Annotated in this window: 14 protein-coding genes; 7 read left to right on the forward strand and 7 right to left on the reverse strand. The window is 52.8% G+C overall.

The features are described from left to right. Positions 1 to 32 precede the first annotated feature (32 nt). The 3 genes from DDY07_RS14515 to DDY07_RS14525 all read left to right on the forward strand — a co-directional run bounded on the left by DDY07_RS14515 (position 33) and on the right by DDY07_RS14525 (position 2,230). Complete coding sequence (locus DDY07_RS14515) at positions 33 to 458, forward strand: VOC family protein (protein ID WP_171696384.1); 426 nt, start codon at positions 33 to 35, stop codon at positions 456 to 458. Positions 459 to 578: 120 nt separating this feature from the next. Continuing rightward, entirely contained in the window at positions 579 to 1,028 is a 450-nt protein-coding gene (locus DDY07_RS14520) for a hypothetical protein (RefSeq protein WP_165786281.1), read from the forward strand. 356 nt (positions 1,029 to 1,384) lie between these two features. Beyond that, positions 1,385 to 2,230 carry a hypothetical protein gene (locus DDY07_RS14525; RefSeq protein WP_101052177.1) on the forward strand — a complete coding sequence of 282 codons (846 nt, stop codon included), beginning with the start codon at positions 1,385 to 1,387 and terminating at the stop codon, positions 2,228 to 2,230. Positions 2,231 to 2,278: 48 nt separating this feature from the next. On the opposite strand, the gene DDY07_RS14530 is transcribed toward DDY07_RS14525, so the two are convergent. Further along, complete coding sequence (locus tag DDY07_RS14530; RefSeq protein ID WP_171696385.1) at positions 2,279 to 3,532, reverse strand: glutamate-5-semialdehyde dehydrogenase; 1,254 nt, start codon at positions 3,530 to 3,532, stop codon at positions 2,279 to 2,281. A gap of 260 nt (positions 3,533 to 3,792) precedes the next feature. Between DDY07_RS14530 and DDY07_RS14535 the strand changes: the two genes are divergently transcribed. The 3 genes from DDY07_RS14535 to rpiA all read left to right on the forward strand — a co-directional run bounded on the left by DDY07_RS14535 (position 3,793) and on the right by rpiA (position 7,828). Continuing rightward, positions 3,793 to 6,021, forward strand: coding sequence for a spermidine synthase (locus DDY07_RS14535; RefSeq protein ID WP_171696386.1), 2,229 nt, complete (start codon positions 3,793 to 3,795; stop codon positions 6,019 to 6,021). 8 nt (positions 6,022 to 6,029) lie between these two features. Then, entirely contained in the window at positions 6,030 to 7,058 is a 1,029-nt protein-coding gene (gene lpxD / locus DDY07_RS14540; protein ID WP_033157076.1) for a UDP-3-O-(3-hydroxymyristoyl)glucosamine N-acyltransferase, read from the forward strand. 92 nt (positions 7,059 to 7,150) lie between these two features. Further along, on the forward strand, positions 7,151 to 7,828 hold the full coding sequence (gene rpiA / locus DDY07_RS14545; RefSeq protein ID WP_171696387.1) for a ribose-5-phosphate isomerase RpiA: 678 nt from the start codon (positions 7,151 to 7,153) through the stop codon (positions 7,826 to 7,828). Between the two features lie 76 nt (positions 7,829 to 7,904). Here the strand turns inward: rpiA and DDY07_RS14550 are convergent, their stop codons facing one another. From DDY07_RS14550 to DDY07_RS14575, 6 genes are all read right to left on the reverse strand, one after another. Continuing rightward, positions 7,905 to 8,330 (reverse strand): hypothetical protein, encoded by a 426-nt coding sequence (locus DDY07_RS14550; protein WP_171696388.1) that lies wholly within the window; start codon positions 8,328 to 8,330, stop codon positions 7,905 to 7,907. Between the two features lie 47 nt (positions 8,331 to 8,377). Beyond that, positions 8,378 to 8,734, reverse strand: coding sequence for a hypothetical protein (locus DDY07_RS14555; RefSeq protein ID WP_171696389.1), 357 nt, complete (start codon positions 8,732 to 8,734; stop codon positions 8,378 to 8,380). Between the two features lie 116 nt (positions 8,735 to 8,850). After that, on the reverse strand, positions 8,851 to 9,162 hold the full coding sequence (locus DDY07_RS14560) for a hypothetical protein (protein WP_033157079.1): 312 nt from the start codon (positions 9,160 to 9,162) through the stop codon (positions 8,851 to 8,853). Between the two features lie 169 nt (positions 9,163 to 9,331). Next, positions 9,332 to 9,958, reverse strand: coding sequence for a carbonate dehydratase (can, locus tag DDY07_RS14565; RefSeq protein ID WP_171696390.1), 627 nt, complete (start codon positions 9,956 to 9,958; stop codon positions 9,332 to 9,334). 99 nt (positions 9,959 to 10,057) lie between these two features. Next, positions 10,058 to 11,455 carry a sensor histidine kinase gene (locus tag DDY07_RS14570; protein WP_171696391.1) on the reverse strand — a complete coding sequence of 466 codons (1,398 nt, stop codon included), beginning with the start codon at positions 11,453 to 11,455 and terminating at the stop codon, positions 10,058 to 10,060. Then, positions 11,448 to 12,122, reverse strand: coding sequence for a response regulator transcription factor (locus tag DDY07_RS14575; protein WP_171696392.1), 675 nt, complete (start codon positions 12,120 to 12,122; stop codon positions 11,448 to 11,450). Before DDY07_RS14575 ends, DDY07_RS14570 begins: the two co-directional genes overlap by 8 nt. A gap of 329 nt (positions 12,123 to 12,451) precedes the next feature. Here DDY07_RS14575 and DDY07_RS14580 point away from each other — a divergent pair, with 329 nt between their 5' ends. Then, on the forward strand, positions 12,452 to 12,940 hold the full coding sequence (locus DDY07_RS14580; RefSeq protein ID WP_033157086.1) for a peroxiredoxin: 489 nt from the start codon (positions 12,452 to 12,454) through the stop codon (positions 12,938 to 12,940). Positions 12,941 to 13,125 lie beyond the last annotated feature (185 nt).

Consider the following 13,125-nt stretch of genomic DNA (forward strand, 5'->3'; position numbering starts at 1 on the left):
CTAGACGGCCTTTTTACGTAACAGGGAGCGTCATGAAACAGACCATTAGTTTTGTCACACTAGGCGTAGCCGATTTGGCTAGAAGCCGGCGTTTTTATAAGGCGCTGGGTTGGCAAGAATCGTCCGGCAGCCAGCAGGAAGTGGCATTCTTTCAGGTGGGGAGCCTGGCATTTGCGTTGTATGGCCGCGAAGCATTAGCAGACGACGCAATGGTATCGGCCGATGGCTCAGGCTTTGCCGGATTTTCGCTGGCTCACAACGTCGCATCGGCAAAAGAAGTTGACGCGACCTTGCTTGAAGCGGTTTCGGCGGGAGGTAAGCTGGTTCGTCCTGGCGAAAAAGCGGCTTGGGGCGGCTTCAGAGGTTATTTTTCCGACCCTGACGGCTTTCTTTGGGAAGTTTGTTTCAATCCTTTTTTTCCAATCGACCAACACGGTTTTGTGCAACTGCCGAACTAAACCAAGATTCCAATACCCCGCCTTGCACTGGCGTTATATCAGTTGCTCGGGCGTTATTGGGCAAAAACTGCAACCATTAATATTCAATAGTGGCCGATAAGGCCGGATAATCACATCAAAATGAAATTTAGAGTTTTTCTGCAAAGACTATCTCATCCTCGCGTTAGAAGACGATTAAAAATTGGCCTGTCCGTTTGGGGCGTGGCTATTGTCATTAGCCTGATTGCCAAACTGGCTTACGATATTGGTTATTTTAAAGCGCAATCGTTAATAAACGATAAAAACTCGGCAACCCCTAATATCACCCAGATACTAACCATAGAATCGGCTCAGCGCATAGTATCCGGAGCTTTAAAAGAAGATCCTGATTATCCAAAGACCATTGTGACGCAGGTTATTGATAACAACCAAAAGCTGGCGACTATTATTGTCGAAAATAATAAGCAAAGAAAAATAGGCTGGATTATCGATATGCGCTTATTTTTTACCGGCGATTTATTTAATGACAACGGCTATAACTTAACCGAATCTATTGAGCATCAGCATAATATTAGTAGAGGCGAAAACTGATTATTAATCCGGCCCAGGCCAGTATCGTCGCTCCCGCGCAGGCGGGAGCACAGTGACTATACCGGATCGCGGCGTGGTCCAAAGGCTCCGGACTGCAAAGTCCTGGTTAATCCATTTGCGCAAAGACCGGTTATCCAAGCCGCCAAACAGGCTGTTGAGAGCCGCCTGACAAACTGCTACCATCGGCGGACAATATCCTCATTGATCTATCTCAGCGCGATATTCTCTTTGCTTCCAAACAAAATCTCAGCGGATTTAAGGACCTAAACATGCCGATTATTGCGTATCAATCCCTTAACTCTAACTCCAGTTCCGAGCACGGTATCAGCGCCTCCAATTCTCAGTACTTCACGAGAATGACACATGAGCATATGGCGCAAAATTCGGCCCCCTGGAATCTGGTTCTGCCGACCGCGCCCGATATTTCGCCGGACATTCCGGTACAAGGTCCGGCCGAACTGCGTTCGACAGCGTCGTCCGGATACATGGATAAAGGCCAACACAGCAACGACAGTTTTTCGAGTATGGTTGCCAATAAGGTCCGGCAAATTTACCAAAACCTGATACGCGCTTTCGGCGGCGCCGATTTACTGGTATGCGGCGAACTGGACAGCAGCCATTCGGACTGGACATCCCTGCATAGTAACGCCGGGCAATTGATTCATACATCCTCGCCTGCCAAGGCTTGTAATTGCTTTAGCGTCCATTCCACTAAAGATGCGGCCAACAAGTTTCTGGGCGAAGGCGACGGTTGGCTGGCGATAGCGTGTTACAACATCATCGTGGTATTCGTACACGTGCCAAATTCCATCGCCAAAGATGAAAATAGCCTGATGAGCTATTACCAAAAAATTAACAGCGTGGTGATTCAAGCCGGACTGGGGCCGATTGACGTGGTAATGGGCGATACGAATCAGCCGACCAACGATTTTACCGCCAGAGTGCTTAGTCGAGCGTTGGGCATCAAATTTAGCGACGCCCACCCCGGTGACAGCATAAATCCCTTCGACTCGCATCAACGCAGCTTTGAAGGCACTAACAGCACGGCCACTAAAAAATACGATGTAGCCGTTTTTAACACCACTAGCCTGAAACTGGCGGAAGTCGTCTACCTCTCACAATCGACGCCGGTGAGCGGCGGCGGCAGATATACAGCGGCTGTTACCGATCACATGGGTATCGGTTTAAGGATAGAAAAATAATCGGCATTTCCTATAGTTACATCGCGGACAGGTCTCTAGCGTTGCTACCTAGCCGCGCAAATGTCCATCCCCATACGCCACCCACTTGTAGGTGGTGAGTTCATCTGGTCCAACCGGGCCGCGGACGTGGAGTTTATCGGTGCTGATACCGACCACCGAACCCAAGCCGTAATCGCCACCGCCCGATAATCTGGTCGAGGCGTTAATCATCACCGACGCCGAATCCACCTGTTCCTCAAACTGCCGAGCCAGGCTTAGGCTTTGCGTGACGATGCCGTCGGTATGGCCGGAACCGTAGCGGTTGATATGGTCTATGGCTTGTTGAATGCCGTCCACGACCTTCACCGACAGTATCGGCGCCAGGTATTCGCTATGCCAGTCTTCTTCCATCGCTGGAACAACACCGGGCAACAGCTTTTGGGTTTGTTCGCAGCCGCGCAGTTCGATGCGGTTTTCGGCAAATGCGGTGTGCAGCAACGGCAACAGTTGTGCGGCGCATGCACTGTCCACCAGCAAGGTTTCCAGTGCGTTACAGACTTGCACACTTTGGCATTTGGAATTGACCGCCAGCGCGACGGCTTGCTCCGGATCGGCATCGGCGGCGAGATACAGGTGGCAAATGCCGTCGTAATGCTTGATGACCGGAATCCGCGTGCCTTCGGCGATGCGCTTGATCAAGCCTTTGCCGCCGCGCGGAATCAGCACGTCGATATATTCGTCCATTTTCAGCAACTCGCCCACCGCTTCGTGGCCGGGGGTGCGGATGATCTGTATCGCATGTTCCGGCAGACCAGCCGCGACCGCGCCGGCTATCATCGCATCGGTGAGTATCGCGTTGGTTTGCAAGGCTTCCGAACCACCGCGCAAAATCACCGCATTACCGCTTTTGATGCACACCCCGGCGGCATCGGTGGTGACGTTGGGGCGCGATTCGTAAATGATGCCGATCACGCCGAGCGGCACCGATTTTTTGTAAACCCGCAGCCCGGCCGGATTGGTATGCCCGGTCAGTATCCGGTTTAACGGGTCCGGCAATTGCGCCACTTTTTTCAGGCGCGACAGCATGTAATCAAAGGTTTTGTCGTCTATCGTCAGGCGCTTGACCATCGCCTCCGACTGCCCTTCGTCGCGGGCTTTGACGATTTCCTGGGCGTTGACCTCCAGCACCTTCTGCCTGACCGAGTCCAGCGCTTCGGCCATTTTCGCCAGTGCCAGATTGCGCGCCGATTCCGAGGCTGATGCTAATTGGCGCGATGCGACGCGGCTTTGTTGGGCGATGGTTTGGATGGAGCAATTAAACATATAGTTTCGGAATGATGGATTTTGAAATACTCGATATTGACTGGATTCATCAGATTTGGGAATAAGCTCGATAGCCCGCTTTTTGATTATCGTCTCTGCCGAATAAGCCGGATTGTCGATTATATAAGAATCGCAAAACTCCGGTTCGGGTCGACTGCAACGTCAACTGCAAAACACTAGCCCAACCTCATCCAAAACCACTTTAAAAGCCAAATGCTTTATCATTGGGCCAGGACACGTACGGAACCCGCATAATTACAATGAATAACACTCCGCAACCCACCGCCAAATCTTTGATTTCTCCCGTTATTTTATTCGCCGCCACCCTGTTTATCAGCGCCACGCTGATGTTCGTGCTGCAACCGATGTTCGGCAAGCTGCTGCTGCCGCTGCTGGGCGGTACTCCGGCGGTGTGGAATACCTGCATGGTGTTTTACCAAACGCTATTGTTTCTAGGCTATTTGTACGCGCATTGGCTGAGTTCGCGGCTGGGCAGCCAACGGCAGATTCAGATTCATACCGCTTTGCTGGTGTTCAGCGTGATTGCATTGCCGGTGGCGCTGCCGGAAAATGCCGCACCGCCCACCGATGGCGATCCGACTTTATGGCTGGTCTGGACGCTATTTCTGGCGATCGGCTTACCGTTCTTCGTGGTCTCCACTACCGCGCCGCTGCTGCAAAAATGGTTTTCGCATAGCGGCCACCACAGCAGCGACGATCCTTATTATTTATATGCCGCCAGCAACGCCGGCAGTTTGCTGGCTTTGTTGAGCTATCCGTTTTTGATCGAGCCGAATCTGGGTTTAGCTAATCAAAGACTGATCTGGAGCGGGGGATATATTGGTTTGTGTGCGTTGATTTTGGTATGCGGGGTTAGTTTCTGGCGCAGCCAAGCCGATAAGGAAGACGACGAAGTGTTAAGCGATGCCGGCATCGAGCCGCCATCGACGTTGCAACAATTGCGCTGGCTGGCACTGGCTTTCGTACCGTCCAGCTTGTTGCTGGGCTTGACCCAATTCATCAGCACCGACATCGCCGCCGTGCCCTTGTTGTGGATCGTGCCGCTGACCCTGTATTTGCTGACCTTCATCCTGGTGTTCAGCACCTGGGCCGAGCGTATCCGCCCCTGGATGTTGGCCGCGCAGCCGGCGGTATTGACGGTGTTTATCGCTTATTCCTTCATCAACCCGGCCACCTTGCCTTATTGGCTGGATTTGATCCTGCACTTGGTCGCATTCTTTCTGGCGGTGATGGTGTGCCACGGCGAATTGGCCAAAAGCCGGCCGCACCCGCAATATCTGACTCGCTTTTATCTGGTGATGTCGTTTGCCGGCATGCTGGGCGGTTTGTTCAATACCTTCGTCGCGCCGTTTATCTTTAATGCGGTGTACGAATATCCGATCATGATCGCCGCCGCCTTGCTGCTCCGTCCGGGTTTTTTCAACGGCCGTTGGTTTTTGCAACCGATTTTTCCAGTGTTGGTACTGATTACAGGCCTGACGATTTATTTCACTACCCAGCAGTTGTTCGATTATCTGGACTTGATCGGCGGCGCGCTGATTCTGTTGGCCGGCTTGAGCTATTCGCTACGGCATAGCCCCATCGGTTTGGGCGCATTGACCGGGGTGATTTTGTTGTTCACGCTGGGCTTGCACAGCATGGCCTCCAACACCATTTACCAGGAGCGCAGCTTCTTCGGCGTGATGTCGGTGCGCGACACCGTCATCCCCGATGAAAACCAACGGCCGGAAACCGTCCGCGAGCTTTATCACGGCACCACCAAACACGGCGCGCAACGGCTGACCGCCGCCAACGTCACTACGCCATTAACCTACTACAGCCGTCCCGGCCCCATCGGCCAGCTGTTTGCGGAATTTGACGGCGAAAACCAACACTGGCACATCGGCGCGGTAGGTTTAGGCGCCGGCGCGCTGGCGTGTTACACCAAGGAAGGCCAATTGTGGAAATTCTATGAAATCGATCCACTGGTGGTGGAAGTCGCGCAAAACCCGGCCTGGTTTACCTACCTAAGCCGCTGCAACAAGCAGGCGGAAATGATCGTCGGCGATGCCCGGCAATCCTTGCTGAAGGAAGCCGATGGCAGCTTCGATTTATTGATCATGGACGCCTTCAGCTCGGATGCCGTACCCACGCATCTGCTGACGCGCGAGGCTTTGCAGCTATACTTTAGCAAGCTGAAAGACAACGGTTTACTGGCTTTTCATATCACCAACCGCCATCTGGCCTTGAAAAAAGTCATGGCCGACCATGTCAACCAATTGCATTTGGCGGCCCTGTTGCAGGAATTTAAACCGGAAACCGATGTCCCTCTGGTCATCGCTACCGACTGGGTAGTGATTGCGAAACAGCCCGAGCGCCTGCAACGCTTGCAGCAAAGCCGGCTCGGGCATTGGCAGAAACTGCCGCTGACGTTCGGTCTGCAGCCTTGGACCGACGACTTCACTCATATTATTGGCATTTGGAAATAGGATAGGACATGCTCATTACGGATCTTGCCCAACGTTGCGGCGCCACCGCCCAGGGCGGCGACTCGACCACTTTTATTAATTCTGCGGCCGACATCATGTCAGCCACCCCTCATCAAGTCACCGTGCTTAGCGACGGTAAATACAAAAAATATTTGAAAGACTCCAAGGCTTCGGCCTGCTTTATCGCCGAGCAATTGCTTGATGGCGAGATTCCGGAAAATCTGACCTTGTTGGTCTGCAAAGACCCGGAAATCAGCTTTTTAAATGCGGTAAAACTGCTGCATCCGGAACCGGTTTTTAAACGCCAGGTGTCTGAGCACGCGGTATTGGCTGAAACATCGACTTTGGGTTTTGACGTACATGTCGGGCCGTTCGCTACCGTGGGCCAACAAAGCAGCATCGGCGACAGCAGCACTATCGAGGCCGGCGCCCGCATCGGCAATCATGTGATGATAGGCAAGCACTGCCATATCCACCCCAACGCGGTGATCTACGATCACAGCATCATCGGTAACAACGTGATTATTCACGCCGGCGCGGTAATCGGTGCCGACGGCTTTGGCTATAAATTCCGAGACAATCAGCATGTGAAAGTGCCGCATGTCGGTCATGTGGAAATTGCCGATAACGTCGAAATCGGCGCCAACACCTGCATCGACCGCGGCGCGCTGGGCGCTACCAAAATCGGCTGGGGTAGCAAAATCGACAATCTGGTGCAACTGGGGCATAACAATATCGTCGGCCGCAACGTGATTATCTGCGGCCAGTCCGGCATCTCCGGCTCTTGCACCATCGAAGACGGCGCGATTCTAGCCGGCAGCACCGGCGTGGCGGACCACGTGAAGATCGGTGCGCGGGCAGTCGTGATGGCCCGCAGCGGCATCTCCGGCGACATCGACCCCGGCGCGCAGGTGTTCGGCAGCCCGGCCAAGGATCGTAAGGTGGCCTGGAAAGAATTGGCCGCTTTGGCCAAATTGCCGGAGTTGCTGCAAAAATTTAAGGCGCTGGAAGCTCGGGTGCTCAAACTGGAAGAGTAAGCAGGTTTGTAGGCGCGCTTTAAATCGCCCAAAGCGCATCAATTCGCCCCTACAACTTGGCATATTTCTATACCACTCAACAGGACAGAATCATGAACGACAAACAGCGGGTCGCGGAACACGCGGTACAACATGTCAAACCGGGCATGATAGTGGGACTGGGCACCGGTTCCACCGCCAATTTTTTCATCGAAGCGCTGGCGCGTCGGCAAAATGAGGAAGGCCTGCAGTTCAAGGTGGTTTCCAGCTCGGTAGTCAGCGCCAATAAAGCCAAACAACTGGGCTTGTCCTTACTCGGCATCGAACATATCGACGGCTTGGATTTATATGTGGATGGCGCTGACGAAGTAAGCCCAGACCTGACTTTGCTGAAAGGCCGCGGTTACGACCTGGTGCGAGAAAAATTGTTGGCCAAGGCTGCCGACCAGTTTCTGGTGTTGATTGATGCCAGCAAGAAAGTCAAACGCATCGGCGAGAATTTTCCGATTCCTATCGAAGTCAGCCCATTTGCCTGGCGACTGGTGCAACACAGTGTTGCGGCGATTGGCGGCCACGGTTCGTTGCGGCAAACCGCCAATCAGGATGGCCTGGTAGTTACCTCGCACGGCAGCCTGGTATTGGACGTGGCGTTCGAACCCAATCCGGACGGTAAAACCCTGAACGAGCAACTGAATGCGATTCCGGGCATAATCGAACACGGCATTTTCTGCGGCCTGACCCACGCAGTATTTTGCGGTCAAGACGGCCTGATTGAAGAGCAGTGGGCTTAGTGCCTGCGAGCTGACAACAGCCACCCCAAGCAATCCCGCCGAATAGGTAAATTCTCACCCATTCGGCGGTTTACCCTCACGTTACGAAATAAAACGTCAAACTAAAAACCCCGGTTGCCGTGGAAATCAGCCGCACTTTATTCAGCAAAGGCAGCGACAGCCAGTAATAATGGCATTCGGTTTTTCGGCGTTCCCAAGTCAACCGCAAACACTCGACACACTTCCGGCACAGGCGCGGCATAAGCCGCCATAAGCCGTACAACAACAAACCGGCGATCAATAACAGAATATAGAACGTGACGATCTGGCTACCGTGCCGGGAGGTATGAAATAGGTGTTCAACCGTGTGCTCTATGCCTAGCTCGAACCATTCGTACAGAAAATGCAGTAGCTCGAAACACAGATGCAGCACATTCAGAAACAAATCAATCACCATGTCATACATGGCGATAGATAGCGCGATCAGCCCCACGATAACCAAGTCAAGATGCTCTTTAATCATCTCAATTCTCCAGGATTTAGATTCGAAGACACGTGAAAACAGGCTGGTTAGCGCTCTTCCATGGCCATCTGCCTGTGGTATTCCGCCATTTGCCGGCTTTCTTTAGCTGCCATCTCCAAATCTCTGACCATCGCGTCAGCACGCGCCTTCAAATCCTGAATGCGTTTTCCATACTTCCAGGGTTTGGCTATATATTGATCCAGCATTTCCCGCTCTTCCTGGGCATCCGCATCCAGCGTTTTAGCCACATCTTCGTAATGATCCGCAAGACGTATATGCGCATCTCGGGTATCAGCGGTCTGTACCGCTTTTGCCCAACTTTGCGGTTTAGGGCCAGACTCTGTCGCACAGGCAGACAGCAATCCAGCGGCAATCAGTAGCGATGCTAAGTGTTTAGTTTTCATTGATGGTCTCCTTTCTTATTATTTGTGATCACAATGTTTTCTAATGCAATGTGCTGTTTTTACAATCACTCTTCACCAACTCCCTGATTCGGCAAAGGTACGAGGGAGTAAAAAAGTTAGAAACTCCATTCGCCCTTTTGCCGATGCAATTGATCCATCTTCATCGACGCTCGCTCAAAGGATTGCAGCATATCGTCGGAATGCGGAGTAAGCGTTGCGGCAAGTGCGTTAACTTGCGGCGTCGAAGATGTGCTGTCAGCGGCCGTTGTGGATGACGCCACAGTGGATAAGACAGTCTTCACACCAACAGCATGGGGATACTCGGCATCTTCCCTAGTTGCACAAGCGGACATCAGCAAACTAACGCTGATTAAATACGCGGCACTTATCCGTGCAGCGCTTTTTCCCGAAGCTAATGGAATAAACATGAATTGCGGCTCCTGTTGTTATCTGGCCTGACCCAGTTTTGATTTTTGAAAATGCCCCTTCACACGTCATTAAGATAGCGAATCGCTATCTTAATAGCAACACCGTTGCCATTCTTCCTATCAGTTAGCCATTGCAAACGCTGGTTTTTTGTTTAAAAAGCAGCCGTAATCAAGCCGCGTAACGGTAAATGGGGTTGATTGGGGTGTTATGGTCGAGCTTGATCAGCTCTTCAATCAAGCCATCGTCAAGCCCATACACCCAGCCGCGCAAGGTTGGTTTATGGCCCTGTTTCCAGGCCGATTGGATGATGGAGGTATGCGCCAGGCGATACACCTGTTCGATAATGTTCAACTCAACCATCCGGTCGAGCTGCTTCTCCGGATTGATATGATCCAACTCGTCCATATGCAGACGATAGACATCCTTGATGTGCATCAGCCACTTATTGGTGATCGCCAAATCGACATTTTGCGCTTGCAATGCCGCTTTAACGCCGCCGCAACCGTAATGGCCGCAGACAATCACATGTTTGACCTTCAGCACTTCAATCGCGTACTGCAACACGCTGAGGCAATTAAAGTCGGTGGTAACGACTTGGTTGGCGATGTTGCGGTGCACAAAAATTTCTCCCGGCTGGGCGTTGACCACGGTCTCCGCCGGCACCCGGCTGTCGGCGCAACCTATCCATAAAAACTCGGGACGTTGCTCCTTGGCCAAATTGAGGAAATAGTCCGGATTTCTGCTTACCAGTTGTTGAGACCAAGCTTTGTTTTCTAAAAGCAGTTTGTTGGGCATGGCACGCACATTCCTTATTGAGTTGATGGTGAGGCTAAATTAAAGGCTTAACCTTTCATCAACCTTTCAAAGAACGGCTGGCTATCCCAAAAGCATCTGCTAACTATTTAATACACTTTCGTCAGCATTAAAAACAATCTCGAAGCGAGTACCCTGCCTACCCTGGCCGCCACTGACTACCGTGACCCGTGCCGCATGCAAATCGGCAATTTCTTTGACGATGGCCAGACCCAAACCGCACCCCTCCCCTTGGCTGCCCTGGATTCGATAAAAGCGTTCGAAAATCTTCTCCTGCTCGATAATCGAAATGCCGGGACCGTCGTCCTCGACAATCAGCGCCACATGCGGCAAGGCCCGAACGCCAACATTGATATGCCCGCCGCTGTTGCCGTAGCAAATCGCATTGTCCAACAGATTGCTGAGCAATTCGCGCAACAAGACCGCGTCACCGGCGACCATCACGGCGGCATCCGGCGCGTCGAATCCCAGTTCAATATTCCGATCCAAAGCCCTGGTCACCCAATCCATACACGATTCCCGCGCCAGCTTGACCAAATCGACCGGTTTGAATTCCGGAGCACTGTGCGACACCGATTCCGACCGGGCGAGAACCAGCAATTGCGTACTGAGATGAGCAACGCGGTCGGCGGCATTTTTGATATGTCCAAGCGCCGCTTTCATCGCTTCCGGGTTGTCGGCACCGAGAGCACGCTCGGCCTGTAATTTTAGACCGGCCAGCGGTGTACGTAATTGATGCGCGGCATTTTCGATGAAACGCTGTTGGGTGATTAAGGTCGAACCCAGCCGTTGCAATAAATCGTTGATGGTATGCGTCAGCGAGCGTACTTCCAAGGGCACGTCGGCATCCAGAATGGGGTTGAAGTCTCTTGCCGAACGCTCGGAAAGGTGCGCGGCAAGATCGTTCAAGGACTTAAGTCCGCGATTGACGCCGGTCCAGACATGAAAGCCAGTGATGAACAGCAGCAGAAATTGCGGCAAAACCACGGCCAGCAAAATCTCGGTCATCATGCTGCGGCGCTTGTTCAGAGTTTCCGCCACCGACACCAACACGTGCTCCGAGCTTGGCGTCGGCGTGGTCAGCACCGAAACAATCCGCACTTCGTGGCCGGCTATCTCGCCGTTCGAAAAAAACGGTTCATTACTGGTTAACGTGTTAATCGCTGGACTGGGCAAGTCGGCGTCGCCGGCCATGAAGCCCTCTGCTTGCGACTCCACTTTAAAAAAGGTTTTATCGACGTCGTCCCAACGAAATACTTCGACAGCGATGGGCGGCAATTCGAAAGTGACGTGGTTTTGTTGGGCATGCACCTCTTGCGTCAACGACTTCACCGAATCCAGCAACCAGCGGTCGTAGGCCAGATCGGTATAGTGCATCGCCACGAAATAAGAAGCAGCGGCATCCAGCAATACCACGAAAAGCAGGGGCAAAGTCAGCTTGGAAAGCAGCTGGGCCCTAAGACTTTGCGGTTTATTCATCCTGACTTTTCTCCAGCAGATAACCCAGCCCGCGTAGGGTTCTGATATTGATCCCCAAGGGTTCCAGACGCTTGCGCAGCCTATGCACATACACTTCGATGGCATTGTCGGCCAGTTCCTCGGCATGGGCCGCCAGCCGTTGCGCAATATTGTCCTTGCTGACCACCCGGCCGCTGCTCAACAGCAAGGCCTCCAATACGCCATATTCCCGCGGCGGCAGCGCCATCGGCATGTCGTTGGCGCTGATCTGCTGATTGCGGGTATCCAAAGTCAATGCCCCGAAACGAATGTCATGATTAAAGCCGCCGTGACTGCGGCGCAACAACGCCCTGACCCTGGCTTCCAACTCCCGCAGTTCGAAGGGTTTGGTCATGTAATCGTCGGCGCCCAGTTCCAGACCGCTAACCCTATCGTTCAGCGCATCGCGGGCGGTCAATATCAACACCGGGATCACCGATTTGCGCGCCCGTAACTGCCGCAATACCTCCCGTCCGTCGATGTCAGGCAGGCCCAAATCCAGAATCACCAGATCGTAGGGTTGCGTCATCAGCGCGCTACCTGCGTAACTCCCCGTCTTGGCCAGCGTGGTGTCGAAGCCCCAATCGCTCAGGGTTCGCGACAAGCCGTCCCCCAATGCGGCGTCATCTTCGACTAATAAAATTCGCATGTTTTTTTCCTAGCTTGATCGGTTAATGAACACTGGCAGAGCGCTCGCATCAAATTCTACAATCAACGCAGTTTAGCGCCATATCGGAAAAAGCAGCTCGCGGTTGGGCAGTGCTCAACGCGAATGGCTTAACTGCAAGGATTAAGCTTTATCCCAACACTTTTGTGGTAGATGCCGCCGTGATCCTGGGTCATAATCCGTTCAAGTAGCCTTTTCTGAGAAAGCCTTTCAGTTTCAACGACCCAGCGTCGTGAAAACCTGGCGCCGCAAAACGCCGCCGACAGCCCAAGTGCCGGAGCTTATTCGGCCGAAATCAAGAGGAGAATCGCATGTCACAATTACAAAAAAACCAGGAAGCGCCCTTTTTTAGATCCGCCAATCAAGACAACAAACTCATTTACCTGTCCGATTACCAAGAGGACAAAAATGTGGTGTTGTACTTCTATCCCAAAGACGACACCCCCGGCTGCACCATTGAAGCCAACGACTTTACCGCGCTGGCCGGCGAATTCGACGCCCAGGACACCGTGATCATCGGCGTCAGTAAAGACGATTGCCAAAGCCACCGCGACTTCATCGCCAAATACGGCCTGAACGTACAACTGCTGGCCGACACCTCCGGCGACCTGTGCGAAGCTTACGGCGTCTGGCAGGAAGTGGAAAAAGACGGGGTGAAAAAATGGAAAATCGTCCGCTCGACCTTCATCATCGGCAAAGACGGCAAACTGATCGAAGCCATGTATGGCGTCAACCATGAAGGGCATGCACAGGCGGTGTTAGATATTATCAAAGGACTGAACGCGCCGGCTGAGGCATAAAAGATGACTAGGTCGGGTTGCGGCTTATGCCTATCCCGACCTACCGGAATGAATCCTACCAGCCAAGACGACCAGAAATATCGCTTAGCTCATACCGAATTTCCAACCCTGAGCAATCACGAACGATGCGCTGCACGCTGTTCAACACATCCACAGCCCTGAAAGAGGGCGTCGGCTTACCGACC

This window comes from Methylomonas sp. ZR1 (assembly GCF_013141865.1).
Lineage (GTDB): Bacteria > Pseudomonadota > Gammaproteobacteria > Methylococcales > Methylomonadaceae > Methylomonas.

What these genes read in the sequence shown, in the direction of transcription:
- DDY07_RS14515 (WP_171696384.1), top strand. Translation starts at nt 33, where the DNA reads ATGAAACAGACCATTAGTTTTGTCACACTAGGCGTAGCCGATTTGGCT.
- DDY07_RS14520 (WP_165786281.1), top strand. Translation starts at nt 579, where the DNA reads ATGAAATTTAGAGTTTTTCTGCAAAGACTATCTCATCCTCGCGTTAGA.
- DDY07_RS14525 (WP_101052177.1), top strand. Translation starts at nt 1,385, where the DNA reads ATGACACATGAGCATATGGCGCAAAATTCGGCCCCCTGGAATCTGGTT.
- DDY07_RS14530 (WP_171696385.1), bottom strand. Translation starts at nt 3,532, where the DNA reads ATGTTTAATTGCTCCATCCAAACCATCGCCCAACAAAGCCGCGTCGCA.
- DDY07_RS14535 (WP_171696386.1), top strand. Translation starts at nt 3,793, where the DNA reads ATGAATAACACTCCGCAACCCACCGCCAAATCTTTGATTTCTCCCGTT.
- lpxD (WP_033157076.1), top strand. Translation starts at nt 6,030, where the DNA reads ATGCTCATTACGGATCTTGCCCAACGTTGCGGCGCCACCGCCCAGGGC.
- rpiA (WP_171696387.1), top strand. Translation starts at nt 7,151, where the DNA reads ATGAACGACAAACAGCGGGTCGCGGAACACGCGGTACAACATGTCAAA.
- DDY07_RS14550 (WP_171696388.1), bottom strand. Translation starts at nt 8,330, where the DNA reads ATGATTAAAGAGCATCTTGACTTGGTTATCGTGGGGCTGATCGCGCTA.
- DDY07_RS14555 (WP_171696389.1), bottom strand. Translation starts at nt 8,734, where the DNA reads ATGAAAACTAAACACTTAGCATCGCTACTGATTGCCGCTGGATTGCTG.
- DDY07_RS14560 (WP_033157079.1), bottom strand. Translation starts at nt 9,162, where the DNA reads ATGTTTATTCCATTAGCTTCGGGAAAAAGCGCTGCACGGATAAGTGCC.
- can (WP_171696390.1), bottom strand. Translation starts at nt 9,958, where the DNA reads ATGCCCAACAAACTGCTTTTAGAAAACAAAGCTTGGTCTCAACAACTG.
- DDY07_RS14570 (WP_171696391.1), bottom strand. Translation starts at nt 11,455, where the DNA reads ATGAATAAACCGCAAAGTCTTAGGGCCCAGCTGCTTTCCAAGCTGACT.
- DDY07_RS14575 (WP_171696392.1), bottom strand. Translation starts at nt 12,122, where the DNA reads ATGCGAATTTTATTAGTCGAAGATGACGCCGCATTGGGGGACGGCTTG.
- DDY07_RS14580 (WP_033157086.1), top strand. Translation starts at nt 12,452, where the DNA reads ATGTCACAATTACAAAAAAACCAGGAAGCGCCCTTTTTTAGATCCGCC.